General features: G+C 75.0%; 15 protein-coding genes. 9 read left to right on the top strand and 6 right to left on the bottom strand.

All coding sequences use genetic code 11. The features are described 5' to 3' along the window. The first annotated feature begins 67 nt into the window (after positions 1 to 67). Genes C1N80_RS04025 through C1N80_RS04010 form a run of 4 tightly spaced genes read left to right on the top strand, consistent with a single transcriptional unit; the run spans position 68 to position 4,516 of the window. Positions 68 to 700, top strand: coding sequence for a DedA family protein (locus C1N80_RS04025; RefSeq protein ID WP_137769598.1), 633 nt, complete (start codon positions 68 to 70; stop codon positions 698 to 700). Further along, the gene (locus C1N80_RS04020) at positions 697 to 1,758 is read left to right on the top strand and encodes a Sir2 family NAD-dependent protein deacetylase (protein ID WP_137769597.1); all 1,062 of its coding nucleotides are present in this window, start codon (positions 697 to 699) and stop codon (positions 1,756 to 1,758) included. The genes C1N80_RS04025 and C1N80_RS04020 overlap by 4 nt, the downstream gene beginning before the upstream one ends. After that, the gene (locus C1N80_RS04015; protein ID WP_137769596.1) at positions 1,755 to 2,513 is read left to right on the top strand and encodes a LamB/YcsF family protein; all 759 of its coding nucleotides are present in this window, start codon (positions 1,755 to 1,757) and stop codon (positions 2,511 to 2,513) included. Before C1N80_RS04020 ends, C1N80_RS04015 begins: the two co-directional genes overlap by 4 nt. Then, positions 2,510 to 4,516, top strand: a complete 2,007-nt coding sequence (locus C1N80_RS04010; protein WP_137769595.1) for a carboxyltransferase domain-containing protein — start codon at positions 2,510 to 2,512, stop codon at positions 4,514 to 4,516. The genes C1N80_RS04015 and C1N80_RS04010 overlap by 4 nt, the downstream gene beginning before the upstream one ends. Here C1N80_RS04010 and C1N80_RS04005 read toward each other — a convergent pair. Genes C1N80_RS04005 through C1N80_RS03995 form a run of 3 tightly spaced genes read right to left on the bottom strand, consistent with a single transcriptional unit; the run spans position 4,497 to position 7,054 of the window. Then, entirely contained in the window at positions 4,497 to 5,186 is a 690-nt protein-coding gene (locus C1N80_RS04005; protein ID WP_137769594.1) for a hypothetical protein, read from the bottom strand. The two genes, C1N80_RS04010 and C1N80_RS04005, sit on opposite strands and share 20 nt — an antisense overlap. A gap of 2 nt (positions 5,187 to 5,188) precedes the next feature. Beyond that, the gene (locus C1N80_RS04000; protein WP_137769593.1) at positions 5,189 to 6,064 is read right to left on the bottom strand and encodes a hypothetical protein; all 876 of its coding nucleotides are present in this window, start codon (positions 6,062 to 6,064) and stop codon (positions 5,189 to 5,191) included. Positions 6,065 to 6,118: 54 nt separating this feature from the next. Continuing rightward, on the bottom strand, positions 6,119 to 7,054 hold the full coding sequence (locus tag C1N80_RS03995) for a WXG100 family type VII secretion target (RefSeq protein WP_137769592.1): 936 nt from the start codon (positions 7,052 to 7,054) through the stop codon (positions 6,119 to 6,121). Positions 7,055 to 7,170: 116 nt separating this feature from the next. Between C1N80_RS03995 and C1N80_RS03990 the strand changes: the two genes are divergently transcribed. Then, the gene (locus C1N80_RS03990) at positions 7,171 to 7,662 is read left to right on the top strand and encodes an NUDIX hydrolase (RefSeq protein WP_137769591.1); all 492 of its coding nucleotides are present in this window, start codon (positions 7,171 to 7,173) and stop codon (positions 7,660 to 7,662) included. Positions 7,663 to 7,761: 99 nt separating this feature from the next. Further along, positions 7,762 to 9,123 (top strand): MFS transporter, encoded by a 1,362-nt coding sequence (locus tag C1N80_RS03985; RefSeq protein WP_137769590.1) that lies wholly within the window; start codon positions 7,762 to 7,764, stop codon positions 9,121 to 9,123. Between the two features lie 197 nt (positions 9,124 to 9,320). Here C1N80_RS03985 and C1N80_RS03980 read toward each other — a convergent pair whose 3' ends face one another. After that, complete coding sequence (locus C1N80_RS03980; protein WP_137769589.1) at positions 9,321 to 12,818, bottom strand: efflux RND transporter permease subunit; 3,498 nt, start codon at positions 12,816 to 12,818, stop codon at positions 9,321 to 9,323. Between the two features lie 181 nt (positions 12,819 to 12,999). Here C1N80_RS03980 and C1N80_RS03975 point away from each other — a divergent pair, with 181 nt between their 5' ends. From C1N80_RS03975 to C1N80_RS03965, 3 genes are all read left to right on the top strand, one after another. Then, a complete protein-coding gene (locus tag C1N80_RS03975) occupies positions 13,000 to 14,388 on the top strand; it encodes an MATE family efflux transporter (RefSeq protein ID WP_370297200.1) in 1,389 nt (462 codons plus the stop codon). 168 nt (positions 14,389 to 14,556) lie between these two features. Then, entirely contained in the window at positions 14,557 to 15,777 is a 1,221-nt protein-coding gene (locus C1N80_RS15620) for an esterase family protein (protein WP_205750672.1), read from the top strand. Between the two features lie 85 nt (positions 15,778 to 15,862). Next, positions 15,863 to 16,474: a short chain dehydrogenase gene (locus tag C1N80_RS03965; RefSeq protein ID WP_137769588.1), complete on the top strand. Its 612-nt coding sequence runs from the start codon at positions 15,863 to 15,865 to the stop codon at positions 16,472 to 16,474. Between the two features lie 10 nt (positions 16,475 to 16,484). Here C1N80_RS03965 and C1N80_RS03960 read toward each other — a convergent pair whose 3' ends face one another. Further along, a complete protein-coding gene (locus C1N80_RS03960) occupies positions 16,485 to 17,336 on the bottom strand; it encodes a PHP domain-containing protein (protein ID WP_137769587.1) in 852 nt (283 codons plus the stop codon). Positions 17,337 to 17,450: 114 nt separating this feature from the next. Continuing rightward, complete coding sequence (locus tag C1N80_RS03955; RefSeq protein ID WP_137769586.1) at positions 17,451 to 19,028, bottom strand: GTP pyrophosphokinase family protein; 1,578 nt, start codon at positions 19,026 to 19,028, stop codon at positions 17,451 to 17,453. Positions 19,029 to 19,083: the final 55 nt, after the last annotated feature.

Raw genomic sequence — 19,083 nt, 5'->3', positions numbered from 1 at the left:
AGCCTCGCCGCGCACGGCCCGGGCGGGGCCCGGCACGGGCAGGGCGGTCGAGCACGGAGGGGGAGCCATGGACATCGCCGGATTCGCCATCCACCTCATGGAGCTCCTCGGCGGTCCCGGGATCGCGCTCGTCATCGCCGCCGAGGCCCTCTTCCCACCGGTCCCCGGCGAGGTGCTGCTCCCCTTCGCCGGCGTGAGCGCCGCGGCCGACGGCCAGCACGTGCTCGTGCCGATCGCGTGGACCACCGCCGGCTCCGTCCTCGGCGGGCTCGGCGTCTACGCCGTGGGCCGCACCCTGGGCCTCGAGCGGACGCGGCGGCTCGTGCGGCGCCTCCCGCTGCTCGAGGACAAGGACGTCGACATGGCGGTGCGGTTCTTCGACCGCCACGGCTTCCCCGCCGTCGCCCTCGCCCGCTTCGTGCCGATGGTGCGCACCTTCATCTCGCTCCCCGCCGGCATCGAGCGCATGCCCGTGGCGCTGTTCGCCCTGGCCACGGGACTCGGCTCGGGGATCTGGAACGCCGTCTTCGTCGTCGCCGGCTACCTCTTCGGCACCGCGGGCGGGGAGACCCTCGAGGCATTCGTGCGGACCTACTCCTCGATCGTGGCCGGCATCGGGATCCTCGCGCTGCTGGGCCTGCTCACCCAGCGCCTGCGATCGCGCCGCCGCAAGGACGGCCCGCCTACGCTGGAGGGATGAGCATCCCCGCCGACGGCCACCGTGCCGGGCCCGCGGCGGACGTCGGCCGCTGGTTCTCCACCGCGGCGACGCCGGCGCCCGCCCGGTCGCTGCCGCGCACGCCCGCCTGGGGCCCCGTGGACAGCGCCGAGTACGGCCGCATCAGCGGGCCCGACGAGCTCGGGGCGGCGCTCGACCTGTTGCGCGAGGGCCCGGTCGCCGTGCTCACCGGGGCGGGCATGTCCACCGCCTCGGGCCTGCCGGATTACCGCGGCCGTCACGCCGTGCCCCGCTCCCCCATGACCTTCCAGGAGTTCGCCGGCTCGGACCTCTCGCGGCGCCGCTACTGGGCGCGCTCCACCGTCGGCTGGACGCAGTTCGGCCGGGCCCGCCCCAACCGCGGCCATCTGCTGCTCGCGCGGCTCGGCGCCGGCCCGCTGCCGCAGAGCGCGGTCATCACCCAGAACGTGGACGGCCTGCACGGCCGCGCCGGCTCCGATCCCGTCATCGACCTGCACGGACGCCTCGACCGGGTGCGCTGCCTCAGCTGCGGCGCGCTGAGCTCCCGCTCCGCGCTCCACTCCCGGATGCTCGCCATGAACCCCGAGCTCGCCGCCCGGATCGAGGAGCTCGCGGCGGATGCCGCGCAGGCGCCCGACGGGGACGCCGAGGTGGACCGCACGAGCAGCTTCCGCTACCCGCCGTGCCCGCTGTGCGGCGGGATCCTCAAGCCCGACGTCGTGTTCTTCGGCGAGGCGGCCCGCCCCGAGACCGTGCAGGCGGCCTTCGCTGCGCTCGCCGCCGCGCGGTCCCTGCTGGTGCTCGGCTCGAGCCTCACCGTGCAGTCCGGGCTGCGGTTCGTGCGCGCCGCCCACCGCGCAGGCCAGGGGGTCGTCATCCTCAACGACGGCCCCACCCGAGGGGACCCTCTCGCGACGGTGCGCCTGCACGGCCGGATCGAGGACGTGCTCGGCACCTGGGCGGAGCGGCTCGGGCCCGACGTCGCCCCCTCCGGACCCGCCGTCGGCCCCACCCCCGATCACCACCCCCGACGCAGCACCGAGGAGACCCGAGCGTGAGCACGATCGACCTGAACGCGGACCTCGGCGAGGGCTACGGCGACTGGCGCCTCGGCGACGACGAGGCGCTGCTCGACGTCGTCACCACCGCGAACGTCGCCTGCGGCGGCCACGCCGGGGACCCCACGACCATGCGCGCCGCGCTGAGGGCGGCGGCCGTCCGGGAGGTCGCCGTCACCGCCCACGTGGCCTACCCGGACCTGCAGGGCTTCGGCCGGCGCTTCCTCGACATCGCCCCCGCGGAGCTCACCGACCAGATCCTCGCGCAGACCGGCGCCCTGCAGGCGCTCGCAGCGGCCACCGGCACCCGTGTGCGCGGGGTGAAGCCCCACGGCGCGCTCTACAACGCGATCGCCCACCACGAGGCGCAGGCCGCGGCGGTGGTCACGGCGCTGCAGGAGCTCGGCGGGGAGCCGGCGCTGCTCGCCGCCCCCGGGTCCGTGGTCGCCGCCCTCGCCGAGCGCGCCGGCCTGCCCGTGCTGCTCGAGGGCTTCGCGGACCGCACCTACACCCCGGCGGGCACGCTCACCCCGCGCCGCGAGGCGGGCGCCGTGCTCTCCACCGCGGAGGAGGTCACCGCCCAGGCGCTCTCCCTCGCCCGCGACGGGCAGGTGCGCACGACGGACGGCACCGTGATCGACCTGCCCGTGCGCACCCTCTGCCTGCACGGGGACACACCGGGCGCGGTGACCCTGGCCCGCGCGGTGCGCGAGCGGCTCGAGGCGGAGGGCATGACGATCCGGGCGGCGCTGTGAGCCCCGGGGAGCATCTCCCGCCGCCGCAGGATCTCCGCCCCGCCGGGGAGGCCGCCGTGCTCGCCGTCTACCCGGACACCGCCGACGTGCTCGGGGCCGCGAGCGCGGTGCGCGCCCTCGCCCCCGCCGCGCTCGCGGACCTCGTCCCCGCCGAGCGCACCCTGCTGCTGCGCGGCACGAGCGGCGCCGACGCGCGCACCCTCGCGGCGCTCCTCGAGCACCTCCCTCCCGCCCCCGCCGAGGACGCGGCGGCGCAGGAGGTCGAGATCCCCGTGGTCTACGACGGGGAGGACCTCGCCGAGACCGCCGCGCTGCTGGGACTCGAGGTCCCCGCCCTGGTCACGGCGCACACGGGGACCCTGTGGACGGCGGCCTTCGGCGGCTTCGCGCCCGGCTTCTCCTACCTCGTGCCGCAGGCGGAGGGCGAGGGCCCGCGCTGGCAGGTGCCGCGCCGCTCCTCCCCGCGCACGGCCGTCCCGCCCGGCTCTGTCGCGCTCGCGGCCGGCTACTGCGGCGTCTACCCGCGCTCCTCCCCCGGCGGCTGGCAGCTCGTGGGCCGCGCCGACGTGACGCTCTTCGACCCCGAGCGCACACCGCCCGCCCTGCTCGCGCCGGGCACGCGCGTGCGCTTCCGGGCCCGGCGCGACCGCCTGCTCGCGGGATCGGCGGCGGCGCCGGCAGGTGCGCGCCCCCGCGGCCTCGCCGGCACCCCGGTGGGTGCGGCGGCGACGAGCGGCGCCGCCTCCGCGCTCGAGCTCGCCCGGCGGGAGGCGGCCGCCGCCCGCGAGCGCCTCGCCGCCCTCCGCGCCGCTCCGCGGAGACCGGAGGCGGGCGACCCCGGGAGCCGGGGCGTGAGTGGCCGGGAGGCCGCGCGCGAGAGATCTGCGGGCCGAACCGGTGTGCTTCCGGTCGCGGCCGGCCGGTCGCTCGAGGTGCTCGCGCCCGGGCCGCTGCTGCTCGTCGAGGACGCAGGACGACCCGGCCGCGCCTCGATCGGCGTGAGCAGCTCCGGGGCCTTCGACCGGGGAGCGCTCGTCAGCGCGAACCTCGCCGTCGGCAACCCTCCGCACGCCGCGGCGCTCGAAGGGCTGCTGGGGCCGCTGCGGCTGCGGGCGTCCGCCCCGCTCGTGATCGCCCTCGCGGGGGCGCCGGCACCGGTGACGATCCTGCGCGGCGACCCGGACGAGGAGGACCGCGAGGTCCCGGCGGGCGTCTCGGGCGGGCGTGCGTTCGCGCTGGACGCCGGGGACGAGCTCACGATCGGTCCCGCCGCCTCGGGCCTGCGGATCGTGCTCGCCGTGCGCGGCGGGATCACGGGGGTGGTCGGCGCCGGGGGCATCGGGCAGGACGACGGCGCGCAGGGTCGCGACGCGGACGGCGGCGGTGTGCAGGGACCCGTGCTCGGCTCGCTCTCCCGGGACACGCTCTCCGGGCTCGGACCGGCGCCGCTCGGCGCAGGCGATCAGCTGGGGATCAGCCCCGAGCACGGCCTCGACGCCGTGCCGGCGCAGGGCCCGGGACCCGTCGCCGGGCCCGACGCCGACTCCGCCGTCGGCCCCGCATCCGGGACCGAGCACGATGACGACAGCGACAGCGACGACCCTGCTGCCGACCCCGCCCCGGCACCCCGCCCGCCGCTCGAGGTGCCCGTCGTCCTCGGCCCCCGGGACGTGCTGCTCGGCGAGGCCGCCGTGAGGGCGCTCCGCACCACGACCTGGAGGGTGCGCAGCGACTCGGACCGGGTGGGCGTGCGCCTGGACGGGCCACCGCTGCCCGTCCCCGAGGGCGCCGCGACCCTGCCCAGCGAGGCGATGCTCCCGGGTGCCGTGCAGGTCCCGCCCTCGGGCCTGCCCGTCGTGTTCGGGCCGGACCATCCCACGACCGGCGGCTACCCCGTGATCGGTGTGGTCACCCGGGCCGGGCTCGATCAGCTCGCCCAGGCCGCGCCGGGCACGCGGCTGCGCCTCGTCGCGGTGGATCCGCTCAGGGTGCGAAGCCGTTGATCCGGGCGCGCGCCTCGTCCCGGGTCGCGCCCACGCCGCGCTCGGGCAGCGCCGCGCCGGGCAGCGCCTCCGCGAAGGGCACGCCGGCGCCCACCATGCCCCGGTGCATCACGGCCAGCAGGTCCTCCGGCCGGCCGCGGTAGGCGAAGGCCCACAGCTTCCCACCGCGCACCGTGTCCGGCGGGGAGTCGAACATCGACGCGAGCGCACCGCTGCGACGGCGCACGGCCTTCGCGGGCGGGCCGTCGAACAGCAGCCCGCGGCGCGACTGCGGGAAGTAGAACAGGGTCGAGCCGAACTCGCGGCCCGAGACCTTCGAGAAGCGGCCGACGTCGCTCACGCACGTGACCCCGCGCGGCTCGATCGCCCCGTACGGGATCACCGACGGGGACAGCAGCGGGAAGAAGCGGCCGATGACGACGCCTCCCTCGCACAGCACCAGCCGCACGTCCGTCAGCAGCCACCACAGCACCAGCCCCACGAGCAGCGGGATCGCCGCGCCCCACGCCTTCGTCAGCACGTCGAGGTTCTGGTTCACCCCCACCGAGACGAGGATGACCAGCGCCATCGCGATCCACAGCAGGTGCCACCACAGCGGGAAGGACTGCCGATAGGTGCGCAGGGGTCGACCCAGACCGTGACGGCGGGCCAGTCGGGCGGCCTTCCCCACGCTCAGCCCTCCTCCGCCTCGACGAGCCAGGCGGCGAGGCCGAGCAGCTCCTCGCGGGAGAGGCCCTTGACCGTGATCTCCGGGGCCTCCGCCTCGGGGTCGTCGACCTGCTGGGCGAGCAGCTCGCTGCTCGTCGCGTACAGCATCAGCTGCTTCACGGCGTCGGAGCGGGTGGAGAGGGAGGAGAGGATCGTGATCGCGCGGGCGTCGGCCAGACGCTGCGCCATCGACGCCCCCTCGCGGAGGTCCGCGTCCTGCAGCACGACCGGCTCGGTGGGGCCGGAGGCCACCTGGTCCTGGTCCACGAGGTGCGCGATCCGGGCGGGCACCGCCTCCTGGCGCAGGGAGCGGAAGTGGTGCAGGCCGGAGCCGGTGACCTCCTCCTCGAGCACGCCCTCGGGGTGCACGAAGTAGTACAGGCGATGCGTCTGGAGACCCGCCTCCTCGCTGCGCACCTGCGTCTCCGCGGAGGCGATCAGCCGCGCGGTGCGGCGCAGGACGAGCACCCCGTCGATCGCCGGCTCCACGAGCCAGCGCCGCTCCCCGGTTCTCTCGTCCTCCCCGACGGCGACGGTCCCCGCGGCGAGCAGGCTGCGCACGCCCGCGGTCGCGAGCAGGGCACGCTGCTCCTCGTGCTCCTCCGCCCACGGGAGGGCGACCGGCTGGGTGCGCAGGTGACCGTCGAGGCCCAGCAGCTGCTCGTCGCTGAGGGACACGATCTCCTGCGGCTCCTCCGCCTCCTGGGAGCGCTCCAGGACGGCGAGCGCGCTCGCGACGTCGTAACGGCTGTACTCGATGGGCGCGTCCGGGCCGGAGCTGCGGCCCACGCCGTAGGGGAAGCCCTGGTCGGGCCCGGGGGCGGTGGTCGTCTCGGTCATGGGGAGTCCTCGCGATGGTGGGGCTCGAGCGTCGGGCGGTCCGCGCTCAGGATGTCAGAAGATCGATCCGATGGGATCGGAGATGAAGTCGCCGACGCCCTCGACCGCGTCGCCCACGGCGTCGGTCGTCGCGTCCCACGCCTTGCCCGCGGTGTCGCTGATGGTGTCCCAGTTCTCGACGATCGCCTTGCCCGCGTCGATGCCGAGCGAGATGCCGCCGGCCACGAGCCCCACCCCCGCGACGATCGGCGCCGCCGGGCCGGTGAAGGGCGCCGCGAGCAGCAGGCCGCCGCTGAGCGTGCTGAGCCCGCCCGCGGCCACATCCCAGCCGTCCTCCGCGGTGACCATCTGGTGGATGCCCATGCCGATGTCGAGCACCGGCAGCGCCTTGCCGAGCACCTTGCCGGCCCCCTTGACGACCCCGGAGTCCAGGATCCCCTCGGCGACGTCGGCGACCCGGGTCCAGCCCTTGCCATGCAGGAAGTCCATGATCTTGCCTGAGGGAGCCCGGGTCCGGTCCACCAGCTCGTCGATGAACTGCTGGTTGACCAGCCCCTTCAGCCCCTCATAGCCGGCCTCGCCGAGCTTCGCGAGATCCCGGAAGAGCTGGAACGCCTTGACGCCCTTCCCGATCGTGGAGATCGCCTTGCGCAGATCGTTCAGGCCGCCCTTCACGGAGTCGAAGAGGTCGCCGATCGTGTCGAGGAAGCCACCGCCGCCGTCCTCGCCGGATGCCTCGTCCTGCTGCTCGGCCTGCTCCTCGAGCTCGCCGCGGCGCCGCCCCACGCCCTCGGAGGTCTCGCCGAACTGCGCGCTCACGCCCGTCCATCGGTCGCGGAAGGCATCGGCGTCCCCGCCCTGCCAGATGTCCTCCCGCAGCACGGCGGCGTCGAGCTGGTCCCGCAGCTCCGCCAGGCGCCTGCTGCGGTCCTCGAACACCCCCGCCACGTCGCGCAGCGCGTCCGTGTCCGCCCCGTAGAAGCCCGCCATGTCTCTCCCCCGCCGTCATGGTCCGCGGGGAGTCCCGCGGCCTGCACGCACCCTACGGCGAGCGCGCCCGCCCGGACCATGGGGAGAACTCCCCGCGCGGGTGACACGATGGGCGCATGCCGCGACTGCTGCCCGATCCCGCCTACTTCGCGACCCTGCCCAAGGTCATCACCTCCGCCGCGGTGATCCTGCGCGACGAGCGCGGCCGCTTCGTCATCGAGAAGCCGAACTACCGCGACCACTGGCTGCTGCCCGGCGGCGGCGTCGACCCGGGCGAGGACCCTCGCGGCTGCGCCCGCCGCGAGGTGCAGGAGGAGCTGGGCCTCGACGTCGAGATCGGCCGCCTGCTCGCCCTGAACTGGGTGCCCTCGCGCGCCGCCGCGGGCGCCCCGATGGGCGTGCACTTCGTGTTCGACGCCGGGGTGATGCCCGCCGCGGAGCTCGAGGCGCGGATCGTCCCCCAGGAGGCGGAGCTCGACGACTGGCGCCTCGTCGAGGAGTCCGAGGCGCATCTGCTCTCCCCGTGGGGCGCCGCCCGCGCCGAGCGCGCCCTCGCCGTGCTGCGCGGCGAGGCGGAGGTCGATCTCCTCTCCCCGCCCGTCGGCTGAGCCGCCCCGCCCCATGACCGGGGTGCGCGCGGGTTCCGGCGATGCGGGATCATGGCGCTCGTCCTTCCCCGTCCTCACCCCTCCCCTCCTCCGGAGCCGATGATGTCCCCGACCTCCGCCGCCTCGAGCGCCGCGCCCCTCACCCGGGCCGAGCGCCTCGACCGCCTTCCCTTCACCCGCCGCCACGGCCGCCTGCTCGGCGCGTCGGGGATCGGCTGGGCGCTCGACGCGATGGACGTCGGCCTCGTGTCCTTCGTCATCGCCGCGCTCACCGTGCACTGGGGCATCGACAAGGCCGACGGGTCGCTCATCGCCTCCGCGGGCTTCGCGGGCATGGCGATCGGCGCGACCGTCGGCGGGCTGCTCGCGGACAGGATCGGCCGGCGCAGCGTCTTCGCGCTCACCCTCCTGGTCTACGGCATCGCGACCGGCGCCTCCGCCCTCGCGGGCGGTCTCGCCGTGCTCATCGCCCTGCGTTTCATCGTGGGCCTGGGCCTCGGCGCGGAGCTGCCCGTCGCCTCGACCCTCGTCTCCGAGTTCGCGCCCCGCCGGATCCGCGGCCGCGTCATCGTGTGGCTCGAGGCGTTTTGGGCGATCGGCTGGATCCTCGCCGCGCTCATCGGCACGCTCGTCGCGGCGAGCGGCCCCTCCGGCTGGCGCTGGGCGCTTGCGATCGGCATGGTCCCGGCGCTCTACTCGCTCGTGATCCGCGTGGGCATGCCCGAGTCGGTGCGCTTCCTCGAGGGCCGCGGCCGGCATGCGGAGGCGGAGCAGGTGGTGCGGCAGTTCGAGGAGTCCGCCGGGTTCACCGACGCCGACCACCCCACCGAGGAGGACACCTGGAGCGCCGGAGCGGAGGCCCCCGCCCCGCGGCACGAGAGCATCTGGAGCCGTGGCCTGCGCGGGCGCACCGCCGCGCTGTGGACGGTGTGGTTCTGCATCAACCTCTCCTACTACGGCGCCTTCATCTGGATCCCGACGCTGCTGGTGGAGCGCGGCTTCGACCTCACGAAGTCCTTCACGTTCACGCTGATCATCACGCTCGCGCAGATCCCCGGCTATGCGGTCTCCGCCTGGCTCATCGAGCGCCTGGGCCGGCGCTGGACGCTGACGATCTTCCTCGCCGGCTCCGCCATCGCGGCGGTCGCCTACGGCTCGGCCGGCTCCGAGACGGCGATCATCGTCGCGGGCTGCCTGCTGAGCTTCTTCAACCTCGGCGCCTGGGGCGCGCTGTACGCGATCGGCCCGGAGCTCTACCCCACCGCGGTGCGCGGCACGGGGACGGGCGCCGCCGCCGGGTTCGGCCGGATCGCCTCGCTCGTCGCGCCCTTCCTGGTCCCGGTGCTCGTGGTCGCGGGGAGCACGGTGCTCGCCTTCGCGGTGTTCGCGGCGACCTTCGGCGTCGCGGCGCTCGCGGCCTTCACGCTGCCCGAGCAGCGGGGGCGCGCCCTCGAGGACTGACCCGGCGGGGTTCCCGGGTGCGGTGCAGCGCGGGGTAGGCGCCAGCACGGTCCGGCACGGCATGGCCCGCCGCGAACCATGGGCACGGCGCGAACTATTGGCACGGCACAGACGATGGGCACCTCAGGGAGCATGTCGCGCAGGACATGCTCCCTGAGGTGCCCATTCTTTCGCTCGCTCCCGTAGCTGCGGCCGGCTCAGCGGCGGAAGCGGCGCCGGAGGATGCCGACGATGCCGCCGCGCTCCTTGAGGCTCGCGCGTCGGCCGCGCTCGGCACCTGAGGTCGGGACCGACGGGCGCCCGACGACCGGGGTGCCCGTCGCGGGCTTCGCCGCACGACGACCGTGGGCCGTGGCCGAAGCGGGAGCAGATCCCGCCGCGACGGTCCCCGCCGAGGCCGACGAAGCCGTGCCCGACGAGACCGTGCCGCTCGAGGCGGGGGCCGGGGCGGTCGGCACCGCGTCGACGCCCTCGCCGGTCGTCGCGCTCTCGCCGCGGTGACGCTCCCGGCGCTCGGCGTCGGCCGCGTCGCGCTGCGCCCGCTGCTCCGTCTCCCGGGCCTCGCGGCGCAGGCGGCGACGCTCCCCCGGGCCCTCCACCATGCGGTAGAGCACGGGGACGATGACCAGGGTCAGCAGGGTCGAGGAGACGAGGCCGCCGATCACGACCACCGCGAGCGGCTGGGCGATGAAGCCGCCGTTGCCGGTGAGGCCCAGGCCCATCGGGATGAGCGCGAAGATCGTCGCGGCGGCGGTCATGAGGATCGGCCGCAGTCGCTTCGAGGCGCCCAGGTGCAGCGCCTCGTCCAGGCCCATGCCGTCACGCCGGTACTGGTTGACGAGGTCGATGAGCACGATCGCGTTGGTGACGACGATGCCCACGAGCATGAGCAGGCCGATCATCGAGGGCAGGCCCAGCGGCACGCCCGTGATGACGAGCAGGCCGAACGCGCCCACCGCGGCGAAGGGGATCGAGACGAGCAGCACGAGCGGCTGGATGAGGGACTTGAAGATCCACACCAGCAGCACGTACACGAGCAGGATCGCGGCGGCCATCGCGAGGCCCAGCTGCCCGAAGGTCTCGTTGATGTCCGCGGAGGTGCCGCCCAGGGTGGCCTCCGTGCCCTCGGGCAGGTCCGCCGCGTCGATCGCGGCGTTCGCGGCCTCGGAGACGGTGCCGACGTCGTCCCCGGCGGGGGTCAGGGAGATCGTCACGGTCTCCACGCCGTCCTTGGTGGAGATCGACGGGCGCGAGTCCTGCTCGGAGACCTCGGCGACGTCCGTGAGCGGCAGGCCCGGGGCGAGCTCGAGGTCCTGCAGCTGGGTGAGGGTGTCGACCTTCTCCCCCTGCTCGACGTAGATGTCGAGGTCGGAGTCGTCCAGGGCGATGGTGCCGATCGAGCCCGGGTAGAGCTGCGCGGCGACCATGCCGATCACGGCGTTCTCGGTGAGGCCCTTCTCCGCGGCGGCCGTGCGGTCCACGGTGACGACCGCGGTGGGCTCGTCGCCCTCGAGGTCGCTCGAGACGTCGGTGACGCCCGAGGGCAGCGGGTCGAGCTCGGCGAGGATCGCGTCGTTCGCCTTCTTGCGGTCCTCGGCGGTGGGGCCGGTGATCTCGATGTCCACGGTGGAGGAGCCGGTCGCGGAGCCGACGTCGGAGGACTCGACCTCGCCCGGATCGGGCAGGTCCTTCAGCGTGTCCACGAGCTTCTCGGTGAGCGCCTGCTGGTCCTCGACGTCGGTCGCCGTGGTGATCGAGTAGCTGATCGTGTTCTCGCCACCCGCGCCGCCGCCGAGGCCGGCCTGCGCGCCGCCACCGCCGATGGTGGTCTGCACGGTCTCGACGCCGTCGACGTCCATGAGCGCCTTCTCGGCGTCCGTGGCCTTGTCCGAGGACTGCTCGAGGCTCGTGCCGGCGGGGAGGGTCTGGGTGATCGAGGCGATGTTCTGCCCCGTGTCGCCGAGGAAGTTGACCGTCATCAGCGGGACGAGGAAGCCGGAGCCGATCAGCACGAGGATCGCGACGGCGACCGTGCCCAGGCGCCGCGGCAGCGAGTCGAGGGTGAGGTGGAGGACCGGGGCGTAGAGGCGGTGCAGCCAGCCCTTCTCCTCCTTCGCCTCGGCGTCCTCGCGGACCTTCGCCTGCTGGGCGGGATCGTCGGGGTCGGTGATGGCGGCGGCCGCCTTGGGCGCCCGCAGGAACCAGTAGGCGAGCACCGGGACGATCGTCAGCGACACCAGCAGCGAGGAGAGCATCGCGATCGCGACGGTCAGCGCGAAGGGCCGGAACAGCTCCCCGGCCATGCCGGCGACGAGCGCGATCGGCAGGTAGACGACGACCGTGGCGAGCGTCGAGGCGGTCACCGCGCCCGCGACCTCCCGCACGCCGTCGAGGATCGCCCGGCGTCGCGGCTTGCCGTAGGAGAGGTGGCGGGTGATGTTCTCGATGACGACGATCGAGTCGTCGACGACGCGGCCGATGGAGATCGTGAGCGCCGCGAGGGTCAGCATGTTCAGCGTGTAGCCGGAGACCAGCATGCCGATGAACGCGATGAGCAGCGACGTCGGGATCGAGATCGCGGTGACGACCGTCGGCCGCACGCGGCGCAGGAACAGCAGGATCACGCCGATGGCCATGAGCAGGCCCAGCGCGCCCTCCTCGGCGAGCGCGACGATCGACTCCTGGATGAACGGCGCCTGGTCGAAGACGACGTCGCTCTTCGCGCTGCCGCCCACGCCGGGGAGGAGGTCCGCCATCGTGTCCTCGACGCCCTTCGAGACGTCGACGACGTTGCCGTCGGCGGTCGCGGTGACCATGAGGACGAGCGACTCGCGGCCGTCGGTGCGGGAGATCGAGGTGGCGTCCTGGGTGGTGCGCTCGACCTTCGCGACGTCGCCGAGGGTCGTGACCTCGGGGGTCTGGCCGGGCGTCTGCGAGGTCGTGTCGGAAGAGTCCGCCGGCATGAGCACCATGGACTCGAGGTCCTTCAGGGAGCTCATGGACTTCCCGAGCACCACGTCGAGGCTGCGGTCGGAGTCGGTGACGGTGCCGCCGGGGGCGGAGAGGCCGCTGTCGTCCAGGGCGGTCTTGATGTCGTTGTCGGTGAGGCCCTTGGCGGTGAGCTCGTCCTCGTCCGGGGTGATGCGCACGATCTCCTCGGGGGCGCCGATCACGGCGACGGAGGAGACGCCGTCCACGCGCTCGAGCTCCTTGACGACCTGGGAGTCGAGGCGGTCGGCGAGCTCGGAGGGGTCGAGGTCCGAGGAGACGGAGAGGACCACGGCAGGGATGTCGCCCGAGCCGCCGGCGATGACCTGCGGGTCCGTGCCGTCGGGCAGCTGGTCCTCGATGCGGGTCAGCGCGGCGTCGACCTGGTTCGCGGAGCGGGAGACGTCCGTGCCGTAGGTGAGCTCGAGGGTGACCATCGAGGTGTTCGCCTGCGAGGTCGAGGAGGTCGACTCGACGTTCTCGATGCCGCTCACGGCCTGCTCGATCGGGGAGGAGATCCGCTCCTCGATCTGCTCCGAGGTGGAGCCCTGGGAGGTCGTGACGATCTGGATCTGCGGCAGCGAGACCGAGGGGATGAGCTCCTGGCGCATCGTCGACATGGCGAACACACCGACGATCGAGACCGCGATGCACACGAGCGCGATGAAGGCCCGGTTGTTCAGGCTGAGGTGGGCGAGACGATGCATGGCGCTCCCTGGGACTGCGGCCGACGGCGGCGACGCGACCGCACGGCCGCGACCGGGGGTCACGGCTCCGGAGGCCCCCGCCGGGTACTGTTCCACAGCCCGATGCGCCGCCGTATCCGACGTCGGTAGGGGTTCGGTCACGATCCGCTGTGACGTTCCGGGGAGCCGCCACAATGGACGGGTGGCGCCACCCCCCTCCCCCTCCTCCCCCGCTTCCCCGTCCCCCACCCCCTCGCCGGGCGATCCCCGTGCCGCGCGCCGCGCGGTGGACCGCGACATCCTGCGCCTGGCCGTGCCGAGCCTCGGCGCGCTCGTCGCCGAGCCGCTGTTCGTCATGGCGGACTCCGCGTTCGTCGCCCGGGTCTCGACGACGGCGCTCGCCGGCCTCGGCATCGCCTCGACGGTGCTGATGACGGTCGTGGGGCTGTCGATCTTCCTCGCCTACTCGACGACGGCCGCCGTGGCCCGGGCGATCGGGGCGGGCCGCCGCCGGGAGGCGATCTCCCGCGGGGTGGACGCCTCCTGGCTCGCGCTGCTCATCGGGACGGTGTGCGCGCTCCTGCTCGCGGTTGCCGGGCCGTGGCTGCTCGCCCTGTTCGGTGCGAGCCCAGAGGTCACCGCGCAGGCCGTGATCTACCTGCGGATCTCCGCCTTCGGCCTGCCGGCGATGCTCGCCGTGCAGGCGACGACGGGCCTGGTGCGGGGCATGCAGGACGCGCGGCTGCCGCTCGTCGTCGCCGTGGGCGGCGCGATCCTCAACGTGCCGCTGAACGCGCTGCTGATCCTCGGCCTGCAGCTCGGGATCGCGGGCAGCGCGATCGGCACCGTCATCGCGCAGTGGCTCATGGCGCTCGTGCTGCTCGCGGCGGTGCGCCGCTACGCGCGGGGTGCGGGGGTGAGCCTGCGGCCGGACCTCCACGGGGTGATGAGCACGGGCCGGGAGTCGGTGCCGATGCTCCTGCGCACCCTCAGCCTGCGCGTGGTGACGATCGTGACGGTCGTCGTCGCGGCGCGGCTGGGCGATGTGCAGCTCGCCGCGCACCAGCTCGCGACCACCGTGTTCATGCTGCTCTCCCTCGCGCTGGACGCCCTCGCCATCGCAGGGCAGGCGCTCACCGGCCGCTACCTCGGCGCGGCGGACACGAGAACCGTGCACGCGGTGACGAGCCGCCTGACCCGCTGGGGAGTGGGCGGCGGGGTCGCGGTGGGGCTCGTGCTGCTCGCGGCGAGCTACGCCGTGCCCGGGGTGTTCAGCCCGGATCCGCTCGTGCAGGAGAACCTGCGAGCGGCGCTGTGGGTGCTCGTGGTCGCCCAGCCGATCGCCGGGTACGTGTTCGTGCTCGACGGGATCCTCATGGGCGCCGGGGACGCCCCCTACCTCGCGCGGGCGGGGATCGTCGCAGCGGCCGCGGTCATGCCGGGCGCGATCGCGGTGGGCGTCGTCGCCCCGACCGGCCCGCTCGGCACGGCGCTGCTGTGGGTCGCGACGAACCTGCTGTACATGATCGCGCGCGCGATCACGCTGGGCCTGCGCACGCGCGGAGACACCTGGATGCGCACGGGGGCCTGACGGGGGCCTGAGGGCGCCACCGCGCCGGTCCTCTCGACCGGCGGACGGCGATGTGTCGGGCCGACCCCCACAAGTAAGGTGACCCTTACTTAGCGGCATGCGACGGCGGCCGACACGGCGTCCCCGTCGGCCGACGTCCCTGTGTCCCGCCCCCGCGAAGGAGTCCCCGTGCCCGCCGATCAGCTCACCGACCTGCTCGACCCCGCGCGCTGGGATCCGCTCCCGCACCCGCCCGCGATGGAGGACCCGCTCCCGGTGCGCCGCCGCGACCCGCGCACCCTGCCGCCCGCCCCCGCGACCGGCAGCGCCCCCGAGGTCCTCTCCCGCGGCGCGGACGGCGTGCTGCTGCGCCTGCGGCACCGGGCGCCCCGGGCCCGCGCCGTCGCCCTCCACGCCTCCGGCTGGTGGCGGCCGCAGCCGGCCGACGCCCTCGACCTCGTGCCCGCCGGGGACGGCTGGTGGGAGATCGTGCTCGAGGCGCCCGCGGACTGGCGCACGAGCTACGGCTTCGTCGAGCACGACGGGCCCAGCGATCCGCCCTGGTGGGAGGCGGGGCTCAAGGCGCCCGGCGCGCCCGTGCACCCCGACGCCCTGTGCGCGCACCGCCACGGCGCGGCCCGCGGCGGCGCCGAGCGCTCCGTGCTCTCCCTCCCCTTCGACGGCCTCTTCCGCGCCGGCCGCGACGACGCCGAGACCCCTGCCGAGGTGCACGAGCTGCCGCTCGGTCCGGACGCTCCCCGCGTGCGCTGGTGGGTCCCGGAGGAGGCGGGGCCCGCGCCGCTGCCGCTGCTCGTCGTCACCGACGGCGCCGAGCACGTGGAGCAGCTGGGCACCCCGGAGCGGCTGCGCCGCGGCGTCGAGGCGGGCGTCCTGCCGCCCCTGGTCGCCCTCTTCGTCGACGCCGGTGAGCATCGCGGCGACGTGCTCGGGGTACCCGGCGGGCAGGCCCGCTGGATCCCCGAGGACCTCGTCCCGCGACTCCGCGCCGCGGGCCTGACCGCGCCAGGCGGCCGCCGCCTCGCCCTGACCGACGATCCCGCCCGCACGATCATCACCGGGGCCAGCTACGGCGGCCTCACCGCCCTGTTCACCGCCGCCCGCGCCCCCGGCACGATCGGCATCGCGATCGCGCAGTCCGTCTCCCTGTGGCGCTACCCGCGCGGCGCACTCGTCGGCCCGCTGCGGGAGGCCGCCGGCTACGCCCCGCTGCGTCTGCGGCTGCACGCCGGCCGCTTCGAGGGGTCCATGGCCGCCGACGCCCGCGCGCTCGCCGACGCCCTCGACGGAAGCGGCGCCGAGGTCACCCTCGACCTGCACAGCGGCGGCCACGACTGGGCCTGGTGGCAGCCGGCGCTGCTCCACGACCTCGCCGCCGAGCTCGGCCGCTGAACCCGGGCACGGTGCCCAGGCGGGCGGTGCATGCTCGGGGCACGGCCCGATCCCGGGCCATCACCTCAGCGAACGGAGCCCCCGCATGACCACCCAGCGAGTTCTCGTCGTCGGCGCGAGCGGCCTGATCGGCGGCGCCGTCGCCGACCTCCTCGAGCAGCGCGGCCACGAGGTCGTGCGCGCCTCCCGCTCCACCGGCGAGCAGGTCGACCTGACCGACGAGGCCTCCGTCGCGGACCTCCTGCGCCGCGTCACCACCGCCGGGCCCCTCCACGCCGTCGTCGCCGCGACCGGCAAGGTGCCCTTCAAGCCCGCCGCGGAGCTCACCGTCGAGGACTACCGCGCCGGCCTGCTCGACAAGGCGCTCGGGCAGATCGCGCTCGTCGTCCACGGCGCCCCGCTGCTCGCCGAGCGCGGCTCCTTCACGCTGACCAGCGGGATCCTCTCCCACTCCCCCGTCCCCACGGGCGCCGCGGCCTCCGTCGCGAACGGCGCGGTCGAGGGGTTCGTGCGCGCGCACGCGGCGACCCTCCCCGGCGGCGCGCGCATCAACGCGGTCAGCCCGAACGTGCTCGCCGAGGCGGAGGGCTACCACCCGAGCTTCCCCGGCTTCCTGCCCGTCCCCGCGGCCGACGTCGCCGCGACCTACGTGCGCGCCGTCGAGGGCGTCGAGACGGGCCGCGTGCTCGACGTCTGAGCCCGCGGGCTCAGCGGCGCCACAGCTCCCGGGGGTCCCGGCCCGGCCGGAAGCCGAAGGACTCCACCATCGCGGCCGCCTCCGGGAAGCCGTGGGCCAGCGCCGCGGGCACGTGCGCGTCGCTGCCGAAGCTCACGGCGCGCCCGCCCTCCTCGCTCCACCACTGCGGCATCCACGGCCACAGGCGGCGCGTGTTCATCTCGAGCGCGCGGCCGCTGCCCGCGATCGCCCGCATCGCCGCCCGGATCTCCCCCTCGACGCGGCGCGGGTCCACCGGGCCGTGCTCCTCCTCCGGCCAATAGCGCAGCGCGTAGTCGAGGTGGGTGACGACCTCGAAGGGCTCGTCCCCGGCGACCAGCGCGGGCACCTCCGCGAGGTAGCGGCGCAGCACCTCCTCCGGGGGCAGGCGGCGGAACAGGGTGTTCGGTTCCGCCCGCCGGCCCTCGTGCTCGAGCGTGTGCAGGGAGCCGATGATCCGGTCGAACAGGCCCAGGTCCAGCTGCTGCCGCGCCGCTGCGGTGCGCAGGTGCGGCTGGCCGAACTCGAGGCCCGTGCCGATCCGCAGCTCGGGGAACGCCGCCCGGCAGCGCTCCACGCTCTCGAGGTAGCCGTCCACGTCGAAGCGCGGGACGGCGACGATCCCGTCGGCCCCGAGCAGGTGCTTCTCGTGCTCGTCGAAGTCCTCGTCGTCGCTGAACCAGGCGTCCTCGAGGTCGAGGTGCTCGGTGAAGAACAGCGCCGGCAGGCCGATCCGCACCGCGCGGGCGCAGCTCGCCTCCATCGTCCCGGCGGCGGCGGAGCCGGGCCCGCCGGTGTCCCAGGAGAACTCGCTGTGCACGTGGCTGTCGGCGGGGAGGCTCATGGCACGAGCCTGCCACGGCGCGCCGGCGCCGACGGGCCGTGTCCGACGTCCGCCTCACGGCGATCCGGGCCGCCGGCGGGCGAGACCCGTCGCCGTCGGGCGTCCCGCCGCCGCTCAGCCGCCCGTGGCCAGCGGCTCGCCGTTGCGCAGCACCCGCACGTCGGTGCGCTCGGCACCGTCGAGGAGGTCCTCGAGCAGGCGCTCCGCGGCCCGTCGGCCCAGCGCCGTCGCGACCCAGAGCGTGGTGCCGTCGGCCAGGCGCACGGGGCGCGCGCGGGCCTCGAGCGGGAGGTCCTCGAGGCGGCTGATCGCCCCGTCGCGCACCACCTGCGCGGAGCCCTCGACCGTCGCGACGATCCGGGCGACCTCCCGCACCGCCCGCACCGCGGGGATCGCGTGACCCGTGAGATCGGCGGGGACATCGGCCCCGAAGAGCTGGTACGTGACCGTCCGACGGCGCACCGTGACCTTGCCGCGCAGACGGTCGTACCGCCATCGCAGCTGGTCACCGCGCCGTGAGCTGTTGCCGATGCTCGCCGTGCGCTCGATGTACTCCTCGCCGAGCACCGCGAGCAGCTCGTCGTCCAGGCGGCGCACGCGCGTGACGGTCGTCGACGTGTCCATCAGCCGGCGCACCTCCGCGCCGTCGATCGCGGAGAGCTCCGCGTCCAGGCCCCGCACCGTGCGCAGCCCGCAGGCCTGCACGAGCTCGAGGGCGAAGGCGACGCCCCGCTCCGAGCCCTCGGAGTCCTCCGGGAAGCGGCGCGCGAGGTACGCGGTGAGCGCCTCGACGTCGAGCAGCTCGACCTCCGGCGCCGTCGTCTCCTCCTCCGCGCCGTCCTCCGCGGCATCGGCATGATCGGCCGCGGCGGAGCCGGCGGGGTTCGCGAGCACCCGGTCGATCGCCACGAAGATCTCGTCGAGCGCGTGCCGGGCATCCGCCGCCGCCCCGAAGAGCTGGTCGATCGTGAGCCGGTCCAGGTCGCCGACGGCCTTGTAGCCCTCGCCCTTGTAGCGGCGGGCGTGCTCGAACTCCGCCCAGGCGTGCGCGGCGACCGTGCGGATCTGGATCTCGAGGCCGCCGAAGGTGCGGAAGTAGCGGTCGAGGCTCGACCCGCGCGGCGCGACCGGATGCTCGGCGTCCTCCCGCTCCGCGACCGCCACGAGGTGCGTCGAGTCGTAGCCGCGGCGCGCGGGCGAGGCCGTGTCACGCTCGCTCGTGTCGAGATCCTCCGCGAGCTCGAACTGCTCCCTGACAAGCTCCGACGCCCGCTCGCGATCCGTCGCCGAGTACATGATCAGCCGCACTGCGACCGTGTCCGTCACCTGCCGCAGCGGCTCCGTGTAGCCCTTCTGGCGGCACTTCTCGACGAAGGACTCGTAGCGCTTGGCGCGCGCCGTCACGTCATGGGCGTTGATCGACGCCTCGGAGAGCAGCCCCCGCAGCCCCTCCTCGACCTCGTGCGCCGCCTGCGGCAGCCACTCCCAGAGCGAGGCGTCGACGGGCGCCACGGCCTTGGCAGCCGTGTCGCCTGCGGCGGCGCCGCCGTTGCCGGTGGCGCCGCCGTTGCCTGCCGCCTCGCGGTTGCCGGTGCCGGTGGCGGTGGCGGTGGCGCCACCGTTGCCTGCCGCGCCGCCATTGCCGGCCGTGTCGCGGTTGCCTGCCGAGCCGCCGTTCGTCCGTCGTGCCATGCGGTCCTCCCCCTGTGCGTCTGCGCCCACCCTAGGCCCCCACCCCGACGTCGCC

This window comes from Brachybacterium sp. SGAir0954, assembly GCF_005490785.1.
GTDB classification, from domain to species: Bacteria; Actinomycetota; Actinomycetes; order Actinomycetales; family Dermabacteraceae; genus Brachybacterium; species Brachybacterium rhamnosum.
Note: the sequence above shows the minus strand (reverse complement) of the source record. Positions and strands in the feature narration are given on the sequence as shown.

Coding starts and splice junctions, on each gene's coding strand:
- C1N80_RS04025 (WP_137769598.1), top strand. CDS start 68: ATGGACATCGCCGGATTCGCCATCCACCTCATGGAGCTCCTCGGCGGT.
- C1N80_RS04020 (WP_137769597.1), top strand. CDS start 697: ATGAGCATCCCCGCCGACGGCCACCGTGCCGGGCCCGCGGCGGACGTC.
- C1N80_RS04000 (WP_137769593.1), bottom strand. CDS start 6,064: ATGACCGAGACGACCACCGCCCCCGGGCCCGACCAGGGCTTCCCCTAC.
- C1N80_RS03995 (WP_137769592.1), bottom strand. CDS start 7,054: ATGGCGGGCTTCTACGGGGCGGACACGGACGCGCTGCGCGACGTGGCG.
- C1N80_RS03990 (WP_137769591.1), top strand. CDS start 7,171: ATGCCGCGACTGCTGCCCGATCCCGCCTACTTCGCGACCCTGCCCAAG.
- C1N80_RS03985 (WP_137769590.1), top strand. CDS start 7,762: ATGATGTCCCCGACCTCCGCCGCCTCGAGCGCCGCGCCCCTCACCCGG.
- C1N80_RS03980 (WP_137769589.1), bottom strand. CDS start 12,818: ATGCATCGTCTCGCCCACCTCAGCCTGAACAACCGGGCCTTCATCGCG.
- C1N80_RS03965 (WP_137769588.1), top strand. CDS start 15,863: ATGACCACCCAGCGAGTTCTCGTCGTCGGCGCGAGCGGCCTGATCGGC.
- C1N80_RS03960 (WP_137769587.1), bottom strand. CDS start 17,336: ATGAGCCTCCCCGCCGACAGCCACGTGCACAGCGAGTTCTCCTGGGAC.
- C1N80_RS03955 (WP_137769586.1), bottom strand. CDS start 19,028: ATGGCACGACGGACGAACGGCGGCTCGGCAGGCAACCGCGACACGGCC.